19 protein-coding genes and 2 tRNA genes are annotated in these 17,489 nt (G+C 67.1%); 9 read left to right on the forward strand and 12 right to left on the reverse strand.

Annotation, left to right across the window (positions count from 1 at the left end; all coding sequences use genetic code 11):
* The 3 genes from ACFQEU_RS18270 to ACFQEU_RS03970 all read right to left on the reverse strand — a co-directional run.
* Positions 1-154, reverse strand: a 154-nt coding sequence (locus tag ACFQEU_RS18270) for a DUF7563 family protein (RefSeq protein WP_465261114.1), incomplete at its 3' end; no start/stop codon positions are given.
* 176 nt (positions 155-330) lie between these two features.
* A tRNA-Ile gene (locus ACFQEU_RS03965) sits at positions 331-404 on the reverse strand.
* A gap of 168 nt (positions 405-572) precedes the next feature.
* Complete coding sequence (locus tag ACFQEU_RS03970; RefSeq protein ID WP_379779495.1) at positions 573-1,229, reverse strand: FxsA family protein; 657 nt, start codon at positions 1,227-1,229, stop codon at positions 573-575.
* A gap of 131 nt (positions 1,230-1,360) precedes the next feature.
* Between ACFQEU_RS03970 and ACFQEU_RS03975 the strand changes: the two genes are divergently transcribed.
* Both ACFQEU_RS03975 and ACFQEU_RS03980 read left to right on the forward strand, forming a co-directional pair.
* Complete coding sequence (locus tag ACFQEU_RS03975) at positions 1,361-2,074, forward strand: DUF1405 domain-containing protein (RefSeq protein WP_379779497.1); 714 nt, start codon at positions 1,361-1,363, stop codon at positions 2,072-2,074.
* Positions 2,075-2,131: 57 nt separating this feature from the next.
* Positions 2,132-3,178, forward strand: a complete 1,047-nt coding sequence (locus tag ACFQEU_RS03980; protein ID WP_379779499.1) for an enolase-like domain-containing protein — start codon at positions 2,132-2,134, stop codon at positions 3,176-3,178.
* Positions 3,179-3,187: 9 nt separating this feature from the next.
* Here ACFQEU_RS03980 and engB read toward each other — a convergent pair whose 3' ends face one another.
* Both engB and ACFQEU_RS03990 read right to left on the reverse strand, forming a co-directional pair.
* Entirely contained in the window at positions 3,188-3,808 is a 621-nt protein-coding gene (engB, locus tag ACFQEU_RS03985; protein WP_379779501.1) for a GTP-binding protein EngB, read from the reverse strand.
* A gap of 105 nt (positions 3,809-3,913) precedes the next feature.
* The gene (locus ACFQEU_RS03990) at positions 3,914-4,624 is read right to left on the reverse strand and encodes a DUF4013 domain-containing protein (RefSeq protein WP_379779503.1); all 711 of its coding nucleotides are present in this window, start codon (positions 4,622-4,624) and stop codon (positions 3,914-3,916) included.
* Positions 4,625-4,739: 115 nt separating this feature from the next.
* On the opposite strand from ACFQEU_RS03990, the gene ACFQEU_RS03995 reads away from it, so the two are divergent.
* Positions 4,740-5,483, forward strand: a complete 744-nt coding sequence (locus tag ACFQEU_RS03995; protein WP_379779505.1) for a 5-formyltetrahydrofolate cyclo-ligase — start codon at positions 4,740-4,742, stop codon at positions 5,481-5,483.
* A 38-nt stretch (positions 5,484-5,521) separates the two neighbouring features.
* Here ACFQEU_RS03995 and ACFQEU_RS04000 read toward each other — a convergent pair whose 3' ends face one another.
* Together ACFQEU_RS04000 and ACFQEU_RS04005 are read right to left on the reverse strand one after the other, a co-directional pair.
* Positions 5,522-6,499, reverse strand: a complete 978-nt coding sequence (locus tag ACFQEU_RS04000) for a hypothetical protein (protein ID WP_379779507.1) — start codon at positions 6,497-6,499, stop codon at positions 5,522-5,524.
* Between the two features lie 174 nt (positions 6,500-6,673).
* A tRNA-Arg gene (locus ACFQEU_RS04005) sits at positions 6,674-6,748 on the reverse strand.
* 245 nt (positions 6,749-6,993) lie between these two features.
* Here ACFQEU_RS04005 and ACFQEU_RS04010 point away from each other — a divergent pair.
* A complete protein-coding gene (locus tag ACFQEU_RS04010) occupies positions 6,994-7,596 on the forward strand; it encodes an RAD55 family ATPase (RefSeq protein WP_379779509.1) in 603 nt (200 codons plus the stop codon).
* A gap of 45 nt (positions 7,597-7,641) precedes the next feature.
* Positions 7,642-8,064, forward strand: coding sequence for a CoA-binding protein (locus tag ACFQEU_RS04015; protein WP_379779511.1), 423 nt, complete (start codon positions 7,642-7,644; stop codon positions 8,062-8,064).
* A 110-nt stretch (positions 8,065-8,174) separates the two neighbouring features.
* Here ACFQEU_RS04015 and ACFQEU_RS04020 read toward each other — a convergent pair whose 3' ends face one another.
* A complete protein-coding gene (locus ACFQEU_RS04020) occupies positions 8,175-9,155 on the reverse strand; it encodes a PLP-dependent cysteine synthase family protein (RefSeq protein WP_379779529.1) in 981 nt (326 codons plus the stop codon).
* A gap of 83 nt (positions 9,156-9,238) precedes the next feature.
* Here ACFQEU_RS04020 and thrS point away from each other — a divergent pair, with 83 nt between their 5' ends.
* From thrS to ACFQEU_RS04035, 3 genes are all read left to right on the forward strand, one after another.
* Complete coding sequence (thrS, locus tag ACFQEU_RS04025; RefSeq protein ID WP_379779513.1) at positions 9,239-11,212, forward strand: threonine--tRNA ligase; 1,974 nt, start codon at positions 9,239-9,241, stop codon at positions 11,210-11,212.
* Between the two features lie 154 nt (positions 11,213-11,366).
* Positions 11,367-12,539 (forward strand): pyridoxal-phosphate-dependent aminotransferase family protein, encoded by a 1,173-nt coding sequence (locus ACFQEU_RS04030; protein WP_379779515.1) that lies wholly within the window; start codon positions 11,367-11,369, stop codon positions 12,537-12,539.
* A 108-nt stretch (positions 12,540-12,647) separates the two neighbouring features.
* A complete protein-coding gene (locus tag ACFQEU_RS04035; protein ID WP_379779517.1) occupies positions 12,648-13,364 on the forward strand; it encodes a methyltransferase domain-containing protein in 717 nt (238 codons plus the stop codon).
* A 9-nt stretch (positions 13,365-13,373) separates the two neighbouring features.
* Here the strand turns inward: ACFQEU_RS04035 and ACFQEU_RS04040 are convergent, their stop codons facing one another.
* The 3 genes from ACFQEU_RS04040 to ACFQEU_RS04050 all read right to left on the reverse strand — a co-directional run bounded on the left by ACFQEU_RS04040 (position 13,374) and on the right by ACFQEU_RS04050 (position 16,417).
* Complete coding sequence (locus ACFQEU_RS04040; protein ID WP_379779519.1) at positions 13,374-13,946, reverse strand: DUF7109 family protein; 573 nt, start codon at positions 13,944-13,946, stop codon at positions 13,374-13,376.
* On the reverse strand, positions 13,946-15,115 hold the full coding sequence (locus ACFQEU_RS04045) for a glycosyltransferase family protein (RefSeq protein WP_379779521.1): 1,170 nt from the start codon (positions 15,113-15,115) through the stop codon (positions 13,946-13,948). Before ACFQEU_RS04045 ends, ACFQEU_RS04040 begins: the two co-directional genes overlap by 1 nt.
* A 129-nt stretch (positions 15,116-15,244) precedes the next feature.
* Positions 15,245-16,417 carry an MFS transporter gene (locus ACFQEU_RS04050; protein ID WP_379779523.1) on the reverse strand — a complete coding sequence of 391 codons (1,173 nt, stop codon included), beginning with the start codon at positions 16,415-16,417 and terminating at the stop codon, positions 15,245-15,247.
* A gap of 119 nt (positions 16,418-16,536) precedes the next feature.
* Here ACFQEU_RS04050 and ACFQEU_RS04055 point away from each other — a divergent pair, with 119 nt between their 5' ends.
* The gene (locus tag ACFQEU_RS04055; protein ID WP_379779525.1) at positions 16,537-16,707 is read left to right on the forward strand and encodes an HVO_0758 family zinc finger protein; all 171 of its coding nucleotides are present in this window, start codon (positions 16,537-16,539) and stop codon (positions 16,705-16,707) included.
* 52 nt (positions 16,708-16,759) lie between these two features.
* On the opposite strand, the gene ACFQEU_RS04060 is transcribed toward ACFQEU_RS04055, so the two are convergent.
* A partial coding sequence (locus ACFQEU_RS04060; protein WP_379779527.1) for an aldo/keto reductase occupies positions 16,760-17,489 on the reverse strand: 730 nt, incomplete at its 5' end.

The raw sequence follows: 17,489 nt of genomic DNA on the forward strand, positions 1-17,489 counted from the left end.
GAGGAGCCCGCGAACGACGGGGTTGGCTTCGCCGTCGACGCCGGCGACCCGCGCCGCGCCGATCGTCGTCGCCGTGGACCCGGCGGAAGTCGACCGGGACGTGGGAACCGCACGATAGGCAGTCGCTCCGGACACGCTCAGAACGGAGCGACATCACGCCGAGACCACCTCGGCTACCCCTGATCGCGGGACGGCACGGACCACCGGCTCAAAATATTCCCGGACAATTCCACGAGAGCGGTCGCTCGTGAGTAGTAGAGTACCGAAATTGGGTGGCTGGGGAGTCCCAGCCCACCAATTTACTCGGGTCGCGCCCGAGTTTAATTAAGGTGGGCCAACACGGATTTGAACCGTGGACCTCCCGGTTATCAGCCGAGCGCTCAACCTGACTGAGCTATTGGCCCAGGTGAGCGCATTCAGTAGTTCCGTGGGTAGGATTTTAAGGGTTTCCTTTCGGTAGCAGGTCGCCGTCCGGTGGTTTCTCACACGGACCGTGTGACGGGACTACGCCGTCGACCCCGAAGCGCCCCTGATTTCGAAGCGCCGCCCCACAACCGCTCAGTACGCGCCGATTATCCGCTCCGCCCGTCGTCGTCCTCAACCGTGTAGTCGACGTCGACGACATCGTCGCTATCGTCCCCGTTGTCGCCGCCGAACCCGGCCGCACCACTCGTGTCGCCGCCGTCGTCCGGGTCACCATCGCCACCCACCCCGCCGGGGAACCCGTCACCGGGGAAGTCGCTCTCGTCGAACCCGCTGGCGTCACCGAACCCGGCCGCGCCGCCGACCCCCGAGCCCTCGCCGTCGTTCGGAAACCCGCCGATGTACACGTTTCCAGTGGCGAACCCGCCCGTCTCGCGGTCGATGTACGGGACGACGACGTACTTCTTGACGGCCATGCGGATCGGGACGCGGGTGAGCGGGAGCGCGAGCAGGAACCCGATCGCGTCGGTGACCAACCCCGGCGTGAGCAGGAACGCGCCCGCAGCGATCAACAGGCCGCCGTCGAGCAGCTCATCTGTCGGGGGCCGTCCCTGCGCGAGCTTCCGTTGGACCCGCGCGAGCGTCGCACGCCCCTCGGCGCGCAACAGGAGCATCCCGAGGATCGCGGTTAACACCACCAGCCCGACGGTCATCGCCGGTCCGAGTCGTGTCGCGACGTAGACGAGGAACAGCGCGTCCACGAGGGGTACGACGAGGAGCAGTGCGAGCAGCGTTCGCGGGCGCATGGCCCAAACTTTCCGCCCGGCACCCATAGCCCTTTTCGTCGCGGCCGAAGAGCGTCGGGCCAGTCCGGCCTACCGATCCCGTACCGACCCGCGACCGCCACCGCTTTGACCGACCGGTCCGACTCAGCCCTATGGATCTCGTCGGCTCGCTCGGCCGCGACCCCCCGGACCGCGAGTCGTTGCCGCGGTGGGCCGCACCGCTCCCGAAGACGCTCGAGGATATCGCCTATCGGTTCGTGTGGGTCATCGTGGCGATCAACCTGGCGGGGACCGCGTTCGGCTTCTGGTACTACCGGTTCCAGTTCGGCCGCCACCCCGTGGAGATGTGGCCGTTCATCCCCGATAGCCCGCTGGCAACGCTGTTTATCGCGCTGGCGCTGGCGTCGTGGGCGGTCGGCCGGTCGAGCGACACCCTCGCTACACTGGCCTTTTTCGGGAACATCAAGCTCGGGCTGTGGACGCCGTACGTCCTCGTCGCCTTCTCTCCGGGGTTCCTCGCGAACTCCGGGCCCGCCATGTACGCGTTCTTGTTCGTGAGTCACCTCGCGATGGTGGTCCAAGCGTTCGTGCTCCACCGGATGACGGACTTCCCGGTCAAGGCGGTCGTGATCGCGACGACGTGGTACACGGTCGACCTGCTGATGGACTACTTCGTCCCGCTCGTGGGAGACGTTACCCACACGTCGGTGCCGTACGCAGGGAGCACGCCCTGGTTCACGACGACCGTCCTGCAGGTCGCGGCCGCCGGGGCAGTGACGCTTACCGTGATCCCGCTGTTCCTCGCGCTCGGTACCCGGGTGGCGACGTTGCGGGCGCGGGACGCCCCCGAAAACCCGGCTCGGTGAGGACGGCGGCGGTGCGAGCGCACGTTCAGTTAAGTGTACACGCGACGACGGGACGGTATGGACGTGTATGAGCGTCTCGCCGACCTCGCGGTCACGATCGAGTCGGTCGGGCGTCGACGGTACACCGCGGCCACGACGAGTGGATTCGAGCGAACGACGACGGAGTTCCGGCTGGAGGGTGACGGCGTCATCGGCCGCGGAGAGGACGTCACTTACGAGACGGCCGACCACGACGCGCTCGCGGGGACCGACCCGGTCGATCTCGAGGGTGAGTGGACGATAGCCGAGCTGTCCGCCGCGCTCGACGAGATCGACCTGTTCGCCGCGAAGTCGCCCGAACAACAGGCTTCCCGGAACTACCGTCGCTGGGCGGTCGAGAGCGCGGCGCTCGACCTCGGCTTGCGGCAGGCCGACACGAGCCTCGGGGCGTTTCTCGGGATCGAACCCGATCCGGTCCGGTTCGTCGTCTCGACGCGACTCGGCGACCCGCCCACGACCGACCGGGTACGAGAGCTGCGCGAACGCGACCCCGACGTGGAGTTCAAGCTCGACCCGACGCCCGACTGGCCGGAGTCCGTGTTCGTCGAGCTCCGCGAGACGGACGCCGTTCGCGTGCTCGATCTCAAAGGGTGGTACGAGGGGACCGACGTCGACGTACCGGCCGATCCCGAGCTGTATCGGGACGTGCTCGCCGCGTTCCCGACCGCGATCGTCGAGGACGCGGCGTTCACCCCGGAGACGACGCCACTTCTCGAGCCCCAGGCGGACCGGCTCGCCTTCGATTACCCGATAGACGGTGTCGATTCCCTGCAGTCGCTCCCCGTCGACCCGGGCTGGTGTAACGTCAAGCCCTCCCGGTTCGGCACGCTGGAGTCGGTGTTCGAGACGATCGCGTACTGTCGCAGCGAGGGGATCGCGATGTACGGGGGCGGACAGTTCGAGCTGGCGAGCGGCCGAACCGCGATCCAGACGCTCGCGGCGCTGTTCTACCCCGACGCCCCGAACGATGTCGCACCCCGGGCGTACAACGACCCCGACGCGTCGCCACCGTACCCCCGGAGTCCGGTCCGGCCGGACGCCGACGCCGTCGGTTTCGAGTTCTGAGCCCGCCCGCTACGAGACGAACTTCAGGAGGTCGTCTCGGTTGTGGTCGTGGAACCGCTCGCGGAGACACGACTCGAGCGCGTCGATGTCGCCGCGCTTCGCACAGATCGGCGCGACCGTGTCGGTCCACTGCTGCCACGGCGGGTACAGTCCGAGCCGGTCGCAGATCGCGTCCAGCCGCTCGTCGAGGTCGTCGATCTTGTCGGTCTTGTTCACGGCGACGATCGGGTCGACACCGACCTCTTGGAGGAACCCGAACATCTCCACGTCGTGCGGGACGTTCCCGCGCTCCGTGTGGCGGTCGATGATGTCGACCGCACTTTTCCCGTCGATGACGACGACGCCGGCGAGGATCGCCTCGGCGTTGTCCTCGACGTACCGCACGACGTCGGTCTTGATCTCCTCACGGCGATCGGCTTCGACGCCGGACATGAACCCGAACCCCGGTAAGTCGGTGAACATGAACGACTCGCTCGCCCAGTCGTAGTGGTTCGGCTGCCGTGTCACGCCCGGCTTCCCGCCGGTCGAGAAGTCGTGGCCCGTCAGCTCGCGCATCAGCGTGGATTTCCCCACGTTCGACCGCCCCACGAGGACGACCTCGGCGTCGCGGTCCGGTCGGTTCTCGAACATACGTCCCTTGAACGGCCGACCCGGTTAAAAGGCGCGTCGCGCGGCCGGGTCAGGCGATCACGGCGTCATCTGCCGATTCAGGCGATCACGGCGTCATCTACCGATTCAGGCGACCACGGTGTCGTCGGTGGGCGGTTCCTCCGACTCCGGGGTGTCCGACTCGATCCGCTCGTTGACGCTCGCGAACGCCGAGCCGAACATCCGGAACACGGCCACCTGCCCGTAGAACTGGACGAATGGGAGGAGCAGCAGCCCGATAACCGTCACCGCGAGGACGCCCGAGACGATCCAGACGACGAACGCCACGACGATCGGCAGGATCACGGCGGTGAGGTACTCCGTGCTCAGCAGCGTCGGCTTCAATAGCCCGACATCGAACGCCGCGGAGATTTCGCCACGGGTCGCGTACGCGCCGAGCGCCGCCGGCACCGCGTAGTAGATCAGGAACAGGACGGGGATGAACGCGAGCAGCATGAACACCCCGATGAGGCCGACGACGGCACCCAGATCGCCGCCAAGCGCCCCGCTCACGCCGAGCACGACGACGGCGAGTATCGAGTACAGCGTGATCGGTACGAACGTGTACGCGAACGCGATCACCGTCCCGATGACCCCTTTCATGAACATGTCTCCCCAGTCCTCGAACTCCGGGGGCGTCTCCTCGCCCTCGATCGTCGTTTCGAGGACTCGAACGAGATAGCCGAGGACGATGAACACCGGGATCAGGAACACCGAGAATGCCGTCAGCACGCCGCCGATGATCACTCGACCGATCCAGTCACCGCGTATCGGGTACGACAGCCCGTCTTCTAACATACCGCAAACGGTTCCGTGACTGATATATAAATCCCCCGGTAGTTGAGATCGTTCCGATCGGAACGTACTCCGGTCGTGTCGGGCCGTTTAATCCATCGGCGGTCAATGTTTCGACATGGATAAGCAGACCGTTCGCGAGGCCGTGTGGGACGCGCTCGAGGACCGCGGGGAGGCCCGGTTCCCGTTCCCGCCACACGGGCGGATCCCGAACGTCGCCGGCGCGACAGACGCGTGTGATCGACTGACGGAGACGGGGGCGTGGGAGACTGCGGAGACGATGAAGGCGAATCCGGACGCGCCACAGCTGCCCGTTCGGCGAGCCGCGCTACGTGCCGGCAAGACGGTGTTCGTGGCGCAACCCCGGCTCCGCGATCCCGACCCGTTTCTCCGGCTCGACCCGGACGACGTGGACGACATCGACGAGGCGACCACCGTCTCGGGCGTGTCGGCACACGGCGTCCCGGTCGGACCCGAATCGGTCCCCCACATCGACCTCGTCGTCTCCGGGTCCGTGGGCGTGACGACCGAGGGTGCGCGGATCGGGAAGGGAGAGGGATACAGCGACCTCGAATGGGCCGTGCTCCACGAGCTCGACGCGGTGGACGACGACACGACCGTCGCGACGACCGTTCACGAGCTGCAGGTTCTCGACGGGCCCGCTTCCCCGATCGCCGACCCGGAGACGCTCCCCGAGCCGGACGGACACGACGTGCCGATTGACCTGATCGTGACCCCCGAGCGGGTGATCCGAACGGGGGCCGACGCTCCACGGCCGACCGGGGTCGACTGGGAGGCTCTCGACGCGGCACGGCTCGACGCGATCCCGGTACTGGCCGAGCGCGCGCCCGATCGAGGGTGATCCGAGTCGGATCCTCCTCTCGATGGGCCGTCAGACGCTTATCGTTCTCGCCCGACCGCCGAGAGATCGATCCCGGTCGTGTAGTTGATCGTGTTCCGGTTCGGGATCGCGTACGAGAACACGTCCTCGGCGTTGAGGAACGTGTCGAGGTCGCCGTACTCTTTCCGGAGCGTGCTGTAGGAGTAGCTCCAGTGTCGGGTTCCTCGCGTTTCCACCAGTCCGTCGGGAACATCGAAGGCGTCCCACTCCATTACCGCCGCGGCGAGGTCGACGAGCCCCTGTAGCTCCTTCCGGCTGGTGGTGGGGTCCTCGAACGTACACTGGTACCCGCCGAGCCCGTGATGGCGCGATGTGACCTGTCCGCGCCCCCGTTCGAACCCTGTCCGTTCGATCCGTGGATAGAGCTCGTCGGCCAACCGCTCCTCGAAGTACGCCGTGTCGGTCCACTCGAACGAGGTCGTCAGGCTCTCGATCGGGACCCATTCGAACAGCCAGTCGCGCACGTTGTCCCGGAACCGATGCGACTGCGCGTTGATCCACGACGAGTCCGGCAGCCAGTACAGTAGTTTCTGCGTCGGGGTCGGGGACGGCGACTCGCCGTGGAGCCACGTCACGAGGTGGAGCGTTCCCAGCGGGTACTTCCGGGAGAACGCTTCGTGCGTGACTCCCCGGAGGAGGTTGGGGTTCAACGAGCTCCCGTGTGGCTCGATCGCGTTCGTTCCGTCGAACTCCAGGATGTGGTGACCGATCGAAGCGATCTCCGGGTGGCTGATATCCAGGTCCACCCAGACGGCGTCGACCAGCTCATCACGAGTGACGCCATCCACCGTGTAGAGGCGGTCGAAGCCCGCGTAAAAGCCGATCGGCTCCCAGTCGAGGCGGTCGGCGAGGTACGCCGCCGACAGGATCGCGTCGATGTCGGCACCGATCACCATGGACTTGCCCGGCTCACCAGCCCACGGGAACCGTTCGAGAACCGTGTCCGGTGACGGTGGATCGACGAACTCGGAAGGCATACCCTAGCAGGCGGTCCTCGCCGTACAAACCAGTTATCATGAACGGGAGCACGCGTGGGGATCGACGACAGCTGATAGAGGAACCGTCGTACTCCCTACTGGCTAAACCGACGACACCGTGTTTATCGAAGCGACGAACTCGATGCTGTCAGGCGATCACGCCTTTGTAGAAAATGAGCGCTGGAGGATTTGAACCCCCGACAACTTGGTCCGAAGCCAAGCACTCTATCCAGACTGAGCTAAGCGCCCGTATTAGTTCGTATCCAACAGACGGTTTTAACTCCCGCGATCCGGAGTCGCTCGCGGCACCGACCGGCACGGGAATTTGTTGGTCGAGACGGACCCGTGACGATCGACGTTGGACACGACGCGCGCCGATCAAAAAGAATATTATTCGGTCTGGGTATGTTCTCTATAGTCGATGTATCCCGGTCGGACGGCACGTCTACTGTACGAGTGCCCGGAGTCGACTCGACGGCGGTTAAGGGACACACATGTATGATCTGAACCCCCACCTCGACGTCGAGGTGGAACCGGGAACGAACTTGCTTCTCACCGGTCCCCCCCTCACCGGGAAGCGCTCGCTCGCGATGGACGTCCTCGCGGCCGGCACGGACGCGGGCGAGGGGGCGATCGTCGTCACCACGAAGGACGGTGCCGACCGCGTCCTCAAGGACTACGAGAAGCGGACGCCGTACGAGGGAAAGCCGGTGGCGGTCGTCGATTGTGTCACCCGGCAGCAGGGCGTCGGCGACGTCCGCGAATCCGACCGGATCAAGTACGCCTCCTCACCGGTCGACATGACCGGGATCGGGATCAAGCTCTCCGAGTTCCTCCAGGCGTTCGGCGACCGTGGGATCGAGCGCAACCGGATCATGGTGCACTCACTGTCGACGCTGTTGATGTACTCGGACCTCCAGACGGTGTTCCGGTTCCTCCACGTGTTCACCGGCCGCGTGCAGAGCGTGAACGGGCTCGGACTGTTCAGTATCGACTCGACGGCCCACGACGAGCAAAGCCTCAACACGCTCAAGCAGCTATTCGACGGGATCGTCACCGTCTCCGAGGACGACGACCCCGAGATCAGGCTGGCTTAAGCGGGGACGCGAGGCTTTAGGACGCTCCGTCGCGGACTCATACGTATGCCGATCACCAACGACGCGGGACTCGAACGCGCGCTCGACGCGGAGACGATCGCCGTCGTCGGCTGTTCGACGACGCCCGGAAAGGCCGCACACGACGTGCCCGCGTACCTCCAGAAACACGGCTATCGGATCGTGCCGGTCAACCCGTACGCGGACTCGATCCTCGGCGAGCCCGCCTACGACGCCCTCGGCGATGTCGACGTGACTATCGACCTCGTGAACGTGTTCCGACCGAGCGAGGAGGTCCCGGAGATCCTCAACGCGGTCCGGGAGCGACATGCGGCGCGCGGGGACGCCGGGATCGCGTGGCTCCAGTTGGGGATCACGCACGATGCGGCGGCGGCCGCGGCCGAAGCGGACGGGATCGAGGTCGTCCAGGATCGGTGTCTAAAGGTCGAACACGGGCGGCTCCGCGGGTAGATAGGTCCCGAGTTCTCGCCCGGAAACGGGGCGTTCCGGTCGGCGACGGATCGTCGACGGTCTGGACTCCCACTCACCCCGCCCACCGACCGCAACGAAGCACTCCGGGATCAGCCCTCCCACTCCTCGAACGACCGGTACACGCCCTTCGAGAGGTACCGCTCAGAGGAGTCGGCGAAGACGGTGACGACGGTGTCGCTGGGGGCGTCGATCGTCCCCTCGGCGATGTCCCGGGCGACCCGTTTCGCGGCGACGGCGTTGGCAGCCGCCGAGGAGGCGACGAGCTGGCCCTCATCGCGGGCGAGTCTCGCCATCTCCTCGTGAGTGTCGCGGTCGGGTATCGCGTGGATCTCGTCGACGAGGTCGGGGTCGAACAGCTCGTTCGTCTCGATGTCGTGGGTGCCGATCCCCTCGGTCTTGTACTCCTCGTGATCGACGTCCTCACCGAAGAACTCGCGGTACGCGGAGCCCGCGGGTTCGACGGCGGCGACGTGGGTGTCGGGGTCGCGTTCGAGGAAGTACTCGGCCATGCCCATCAGCGTGCCGCCGGTGCCACACCCGGCGACCACGGCACCGACCTCGCCGTCAAGCGCCTCGTCGACCTCTGGGGCGGTCGTCGCGTAGTGTGCCTCGGCGTTGAGCGGGTTGGAGAACTGCTGGGGGACGACCGCGTTCTCCAGCTCCTCCGCGAGCTGGTGGGCGCGCTCGATAGCGAACCCCATCCCGTCCTCGCTCGGCGTGTTGATCACGTCCGCGCCGAGCGCGCGCATGAGCTGTTGTTTCTCGACGGAGAACCGCTCGGGCACGACGAACACCGCGTTGAGGTCGAGCTGTCCCGCCGCGACCGCGATCCCGATCCCGGTGTTGCCGGCGGTCGGCTCGATGACCGTTCCGCCGGGGTCGATAGTTCCCTCCTCGAGCATGCGTTCGAGCATGTACTTCCCGATCCGGTCTTTGATGCTCGCACCCGGATTGAACGACTCGAGTTTGGCGTACACCGGGGCCGCGTCCGGCGAATCGTGGACCCGGACGAGCGGGGTCTCCCCGATCGTCTCCAACACGGAGGGGAGGGGCTCGCGGTGGTCGGTCATGTAGTGGCAACTGTTGCCGGTCGGTTTGTGCTTTTCCATCCCCCACATCGTCGCCCCCATCCCGGACGGATCGAACAACACTTATGGCGCTCGTCCGGCTTCCGAAGGGTATGAGCGAGACCGATGCGCAGGCCGACGTGACGGTCGTCCTCCCGGACGGATCAGAACTCCACGTCCCGTCCGGGTCGACAGTCGAGGACGTCGCCTACGAGATCGGCCCCGGGCTCGGTCGCGACACCGTCGCGGGGAAGATCGACGGCGAACTCGTCGAGAAGCACGCCCCGGTCTACGACGGCGCGCGGATCGAGATCGTCACCGACCAGTCCGACGAGTACCTCCAAGTCCTCCGCCACTCGGCGGCCCACGTGTTTGCACAGGCCCTCCAGCGGCTCCATCCTGAAGCGACGCTCACGATCGGGCCGTACACCGACGAGGGGTTCTACTACGACGTGACCGACGTCGACCTCGACGAGGACGACCTCTCGGCTATCGAAGACGAGATGGACGCCATCATCGAGGCGGACTACGACATCGAACGCGTCGTCCGGTCGCGCGAGGACGCTCGCGAGATCTACGCCGAAAACGAGTACAAACGCGAGATCCTCGACGACGAAGCGTCCGGTGAGGAGGTCACCTTCTACAAACAGGACGGGTGGCAGGACCTCTGTCAGGGGCCTCACGTCGAGTCCACGGGCGAGATCGGAGCCGCGACCCTGCTCAACATCTCCTCGTCGTACTGGCGCGGCGACGAGGAGAACGACACGTTGACCCGCGTGTACGGTACCGCCTTCGCGACCGAGGCGGCCTTGGCGGAGCACCTCGAGATGCGCGCGGAGGCCAAAGAGCGCGACCACCGAAAGATCGGCCAGGAGATGAACCTGTTCTCGATTCCGACGGTGACCGGTCCCGGTCTCCCGCTGTATCACCCGCCGGGCAAGACCGTCCTCCGAGAGCTCTCGGATTTCGCGAACGAGCTGAACCGTGAGAACGGGTACGAGGAAGTCGAGACGCCACACGTGTTCCGAACGGAGCTGTGGAAGCAGTCGGGCCACTACGAGAACTACAAGGACGACATGTTCCTCCTCGACGTGAACGACGAGGAGTACGGCCTGAAGCCGATGAACTGCCCCGGCCACGCGACGATCTTCGACCAGTCGACTTGGTCGTATCGAGACCTTCCGAAGCGGTACTTCGAGAACGGGAAGGTGTACCGGAAGGAGCAGCGCGGCGAGCTCTCCGGGCTCTCGCGAGTCTGGTCGTTCACCATCGACGACGGCCACCTGTTCGTGCGCCCCGACCAGATCCGCGCGGAGATCGAGTCCGTCATCGACATGATCTTCGAAGTGGTCGAGACGCTGGATCTGGAAGTCGACGTCGCGCTCGCGACCCGACCCGACAAGTCCGTCGGCGGCGACGATATCTGGGAGTCCGCCGAGGAACAGCTCCGTGACGTGCTCGAATCCGGCGGCTACGACTACGATATCGAGCCGGGCGACGGGGCGTTTTACGGCCCGAAGATCGACTTCGGCTTCGAGGACGCGCTGGGTCGGGTGTGGGACGGCCCGACCGTCCAGCTCGATTTCAACATGCCAGAGCGGTTCGATCTCTCCTACACCGGCGAGGACAACGAGGAGCACCGGCCGGTGATGATCCACCGTGCGCTGTACGGCTCCTACGAACGCTTCTTCATGGTGCTGATCGAGCATTTCGACGGGGATTTCCCGCTGTGGCTCGCGCCCGAGCAAGTCCGGATCCTGCCCGTCTCCGACGAGTCGCTCGGGTACGCCCACCGCGTAAAGAACGCGCTCGCGGAGGAGGGGTTCCGCGTCGAGGTCGAGGACCGCGACTGGACCGTCGGCCGCAAGATCCGTCAGGGCCACGACGACCGGCTCCCGTACATGCTGATCGTCGGTCCCGACGAGGAGTCGTCCGGGACGATCTCCGTCCGTGACCGCTTCGAGAACGAGGCCGACGAGGTCGATCCCGACGCCTTCGTCGATCACCTCGTCGCCGAGCGCGACGAGAAACGGACCGAACCGGACTTCCTCGCGGAGTGACCCGCCGCGGGGTCGTCCTGTCCCGTGAGTAGCGTCTCCGCGACTCGCGTCCCGTGTACCCTCGGAACGCCCTTGGTCTCGTTTCCACAGCCACCCGCCTGTTATCGCCCTCGCGACCGCCGTCCTTTTGCGCGTTGCCCGCGCCTGTCGATCTATGAGCCAGATGCCGGAGCAGTCACGGCCGGCCGAAGAACCGCCAGACGTCGGCGAGCTAACGCCGCCCGACCGGACCCTGATGGGTCCTGGCCCGAGCGATGTCCATCCCCGGGTGTTGCGCGCGATGAGTACGCCGCTCGTCGGCCATCTCGACCCGTCGTTCATCGAGGTGATGAACGAGGTACAGGAGCTGTTACGCTACACGTTCCGCACCGATAATCAATGGACGATCCCGGTGTCGGGTACCGGATCCGCAGCGATGGAGGCCGCCATCGGTAACCTCGTCGAGCCCGGCGACACCGCCCTCGTCCCGACGAACGGCTACTTCGGCGGGCGGATGGCCTCGATGGCCGAGCGGGCAGGCGGGGAGGTCGTCACCGTCGACGCCCCGTGGGGTGAGCCCCTCGACCCCGCGGACGTTGCGGACGCCTTCGACGACCACCAGCCGGACGTGTTCGGGTTCGTCCACGCGGAGACGTCGACCGGCGTGCGACAGCCCGACGTGTCCGAGCTGACCGACATCGCGCACGCCCACGACGCGTACGTCGTCGCCGACGCGGTCACGTCGCTCGGCGGCGTGGAGTTCCGCGTCGACGAGTGGGACCTCGACGCCGCCTACTCGGGGCCACAGAAGTGTCTCTCCTGTCCCCCGGGCGCGAGCCCGCTCACCCTCTCCGACCGCGCGATGGACAAGGTGCTCGACCGGGAGACGGAGCCGCGATCGTGGTACCTCGACCTCTCGTTGCTGGAGGGGTACTGGGGTGAGGACCGCGCGTACCACCACACTGCCCCGATCACCAACGTGTACGCGCTTCGGGAGGCGCTTCGCCTCGTCGCCGAGGAGGGGATAGAGGCGCGATGGGACCGCCATCGCGCGATCGCGAGCGACCTCAAAGCCGGGGTGCGGGAGCTCGGCCTGGAAATGAATGCGCCCGACGCGTACTGGCTCCCCAGCCTCAACGCGGTCCGGGTCCCCGACGGCGTCGACGACGCTACAGTCATCGACTACCTGCTCACCGAGTACGACATCGAGGTCGCCTCCGGACTCGGCGACCTCGCCGGTGAGGTCTGGCGGATCGGCTGTATGGGGTACTCCGCGCGGCCGAAGAACGTCGAGTACCTGCTCGCGGGGCTGGCGGAGGCACTGGCAGCGGAAGGGTTCGAGGGGTAGCGTCGCCCGTCCGCTCGAACGACTCAGGTGGTCGATTTACTCGGACGGCTCGCAACGCGGTACCGACCCTCGAACGGGGTTTTAGTGACCCCGACGGCTACTGCCGGTATGTCCGACGTCTTCGGCCGGGCGATCCGCGACCACTTCCGCGACGAGCGGACCGAGCCGCTCTATCACTCCGACGGGGCGGCCGCCGTCGAACACCCGATCGAGTCGTTCTACTTCACCCCGTTCGACCCCGACGCGGGGACGAACGGCTGGCTGGCCGACCACCTCCAGGGGCCGCTCGTCGACCTCGGTGCCGGGACCGGCCGACACGCGCTGTACTTCCAGGATCGGTTCGAGACGATCGCTATCGAACCGAGCCCGGCGCTCGTGGAGACGATGCGTGACCGTGGCGTCGAGGACGCCCGTGAGGCCGACATGTTCGAGCTGCGCGAAACGTTCGGGCGCGACCGATTCGGCTCGGCGCTCGCGAACGGGACACAGCTCGGCCTCGCGGGGTCGATGCGTGGGCTCTCGGCGTTCCTCGGCGACCTCGCGTTCGTCACTCGGCCGGACGCTACGGCGGTCGTCGACTGTTACGACCCAAGCCATCCCGACACCGCCGAGCTGATCGGCTACCGCGACGACCCGACACCGGGGCTCGCCCACCGCGTGATGTTCTTCGAGTACGAGGGGGATCGGAACCCGATCCTCCAGTTGCGGCTGTTCAGCCCGGACAGACTCCGCGAGGCCGCGATCGGCACCGGTTGGGAGGTGACGGACATCGTTCGTGGCGACGGCTCGAATCACCACTACCGCGCGGCGCTGGCGAAACGGTGATGCCCCTCTTCATCCGTCGATCTCGGCGAGGATCCGCTCGCGGATCGGTTCGGCGTCGACCGGTGCCCACGCCTCGATGTCGTAGGTGACGTCGGCGAGCGTCTCCAGCCGCTCCGTGTCTCCGGCGTTGATCGCGTCGATCGCGTCGGCCGAGAGCCGATCGAGGACCGCATCCGACAACGCCTCTCGGTCGACCTCGCGGTCCGGGACGTCGAGGATGTGCGGCAGATCCTCGGCGCCCTCGGGAAGCTGAGGGAACGCCGCCGGGCCCACCGCGAGAAAAGTCGGGTCCCGGTCCGAACCGGTCGAATCGTCGTCGGGGTCGGTTGGATCGACGGGATCCCCGTCGACCGACACCGCCGATCGGGGCGTGGGCACGATCGCGTACTCCGCGACACCGACGTCGATCGCGGCCGCGATCGCCGCGTCGTCCACCTCGGTCCGTCGTTTGAACGCGAGCTCGGAGAGCGCGCGGGACAGCTCCGCGCGGGTTACCGAGCCGAACAGGTCGACCACCCCGGCGAGGTCGTCGCGGGCGGCAACACTGGGCGCGGGGTCGTCGGTCTCCCCACTGTCGGCCACTACTCGTCACCCCCGATCGAGCCGTCGGTGTTCGACGCCGGTGACTCTGCCGTGTCGGCCGGGCGGTCTCCCCTCTCGTCGATCACGGCCTCCAGATCCCCGCGAGCCGCCTCGGCGACCGCTTCGGGCGCGAGGGGGGCGTCGTTCCACGCCGGTAGCCGAGTGTCGGGCTCCGGGGGTGCGATCGCCTCGGCGTACGTCGCCACTTGCTCGCGCTCGTCCGGGCCGTCGTACGCCAACCCGTTGAACGCCGCGTCCGTCGCGTATCGTCGGACGAGTCGATCGGCGGTTTCGCGGTATCGTGCGGGGAGCGTCCCGTAATCGACATCGACGCCGGCGTCGGCCACCGCCCGCAGCGTGGCAGCCCCGACCGCGCGGCTCATGTCCGCCAGCCCGGTCGGCCCCTCGACGGAGCGGTGGTCGTGCTCGTACCTCCCGAGGTCCACCTGTGCGCTTCCCTCGAAGCCGGCGTGAGCGAACGCCTCGCCGAGCGTACCGACCTCCAACCCCCAGCCGCGCTGGACCCGGAGCCGCGAGACGAGGTCGGTCGTCGCCGCGAACTCGCCGGCGAGCGCGTAGCGGAACGCCTCCAAGTACTCGAGCACCGGGGCGTCGTGGGCGTCTGCGAGCGCGCGGACGAGCGGCCGGAAAAAGAGCCGGAACAGTCGACCGTATAGCGCCCCGTCCTCGACGCGGGCGTAGTACCCCTTCGAGAACTCGTGGCCGTGGGCGATCGGGAACAGCAGTCGATTCACGAACGCGGGCGAGTACGTCTTCGTGTCCGCGTCGTGGACGACGACGAACTCCTCGGTCAGCGCCCGGCCGAGCGCGAGCCACACGTCTCGGCCCTTCCCGCGGTCGCCGTCGACGCCCCGGTTCCCGAGCAGGGAGTCGAGGCGCGGGCCGTCACACCACAGCGTCTCCACATTGAGGTCGAACCCGTCCAGCCAGTCGGCGAACGGCCCGGCGCGCTCGGGGGTCGCTCGTAACGGGACGATCACCCGTGCGGGGTCGACGCGTTCGAGGGCAGTAAGGACGCGCTCGGCCGCGAGCGTGCCGTACTCGCGTTCCGTCATCGGCACCACGACCGCCGCGCGGCCGGTGGGGGCGTCCGGCCGGTGGTCCGTCAGCGCGTGAAGCGTCGTCACGCGCTCCTGTACGTACTCCATTAGCGGATCAAAGGGGGACGAGCCCCTAAATACGCACGATACCGGGGGATCCGACGTCGTGAGTGCGGGGTTCGACAGCGTGAGTGCGGGATGCGATGACACAACACCGCGACGCGACGACTAACCGGTTCAGGGGTGCGCCGCCCCGCCCGGAACTCGTCCGATCGCGTTCAACAGCGCATAGACAGCCACGAGCCCGCCGAGCCCGCCGGCGAGAGCGAGGAACACGGTGTCGTAGGCGACGCCAGCCTCGATCGCTTCGCCGACGACCCAGGAGCCAGCTGCCTGCGTCGTCATCATCCCCGCGGAGAAAACCGCGTACGCCGACGCCCGGGTCGCGTCGGGCAGCGAGTCGAGCAGGTACGTGTCCCCAGCGGGGAACAGCATGTGGATGGTGAAGCCGACGAGAAGGCTGGCGGCGACGATCCCGACGATCCCCGTCGCGTACACCGCGAGGACGATGCTGGCGACGAACGCCGTCACGATCCCGAGGATGTACGGCACGTGGGGGAGCCGGTCAGCGAGGTCGCCGGAGACGAGGAACGCGGGGACGCCCGCGGCGAAAATGACGGTGAGCAGGTTTCGGGCCGTCGCAGGTGCGAGTCCTTTGTCGATCATGTACAGCTCGTAGAAGTTGAACAGCCCCTGCCAGACGAAACTCGTCAGTCCCAACAGAACGACCCCCGCGGTGATCAGTTTCCACTCCGAGCGCGCGCCGGCGAGGAACTCCGTGTCGCTTTCACCGGCCGCGGGGAGATCGGTGCGGCGGGCGAGCAGGACGAAGGCGACGGTGGTCGCCGCCGCCGCGAGCGCGAGCCCGTAGAACGCGTACCGCCAATCGTACCACAGCGTGACGGTGACGACTGGCGCGGCCGCGACCGCCGCGAGCTGGCTCGCCATCCCGTGAACGCCCATCACCCGCCCGACGCGGTCGGGGAACAGCTCCGAGACGAACGGGTTGGCGGCGACGAAGTAGACGCCGGAGGCGCTGCCGACGAGGAACGCCGCGATCATCAGCGTCGTCACGTCGGGCGCGAGCGCGACGCCGAGCGCGCCGACCGTGAGGGTAACCCCTGAGACGAGGACGACGGAGACCCGGGAAACCCGAGTGAGCGCCCAGCCGGTCGGGATCCGCGGCGATGCGGAGCCGAGCCACGCGAGCGTGACGATCAGCCCGGCGGTCCCCTCGCGGATCGTGAACTCGTCGATGAACTCCCCGACGAGCGGCGCGAACACGACCCGCGCGAAGTTGACGAGGAACACCAGCCCACACAGCGAGCCGAACAACCGAGTCCGTGACACGGTGAGCGTTGTCGGCGGGTGGCTACAAGGGTTGCGAAACGGCCGCCGGCGACGGGGGTCGAGCGGTCCGACGGACGTCGTACGGGGTTTTTATGCCTGCCGGCGATCAACCCCGAGACATGAAATCCACGCGCAAGGCGCTGCGGGACGGTGACCTGTACAAGGACACCTACGAGCGACTGAACTGCGCGGAGTGTGAGAAAGTGCTTAAAAAGCGGAACGACCCGGACGAGGTGTTCTCCGTGCGTATCTGTCCGGAGTGTGAAGCCGAGTTCAAAGAGCTGCGATAGCCGTTCCCAACCGACCTCCCTCTCAACTAGGTGTATACCCCTGCCGGCGCGTTCACTCGAACGTCGCGTCGAACGCCGACGCGCCTAACGGGTCGAACGTTCCCGCGGCGACGTTCTCTCGAAGGTGTTCAGTGTCGGTCGTCCCGACCAGCGAGCAGGTCACCGCCGGCGCGCTGCGCGCGAAGTTGAGCGCACGTTGTGCCGGCGTGTCGCCCGCGAGCCGATCGTCGACGCCGTCGGGGATCGCCCCGGAAACCGCCAGCTCGCCCTGGCCGATGCTCGCGCTCGTGACCACGGAGAGGCCGGCTTCGTGAGCGAACTCGAGCGTCGATATCGGGTCACCGTCGGGCTCGCCGTGAGGACGCTGGTTCCGCCGCGTGAACGCGTCGGCCATCCGAACGTTGAACGGGAGCTGGACCGCCTCGAACCCGTGGTCGTCGTCGGGGCCGACCGCCTCTCCGGCCGCTTCCGCGCGGGCGAGGACCTCCCGTAACGAGAGGAACGCCTCGTCGTCCGTGGGCACGCGGAACGCCCGCCACGTCGCGACGCCGTACCGGCCGATGTCCCCGGCAAGCCGCCGACGCTCCAGCCGCTCGAAGGCCGCTTCGAGGGCGTCGTAAACGGCCGAACGCGACCGCGCCGCGAGCTGTGCCTCGGGGTTGTGGACGTAGTAACAGTCGACCGTGTCGAGCCCCAACCGGTCCAGCGAACGGTCGAGCGACCACGCGAGGTAGTCGGGCGCGAGACAGTGGCCGCCGGCCAGGTCCGCGGGGTCGACGAGC

The organism is Halorubrum tibetense (assembly GCF_042661865.1).
Lineage (GTDB): Archaea > Halobacteriota > Halobacteria > Halobacteriales > Haloferacaceae > Halorubrum > Halorubrum tibetense.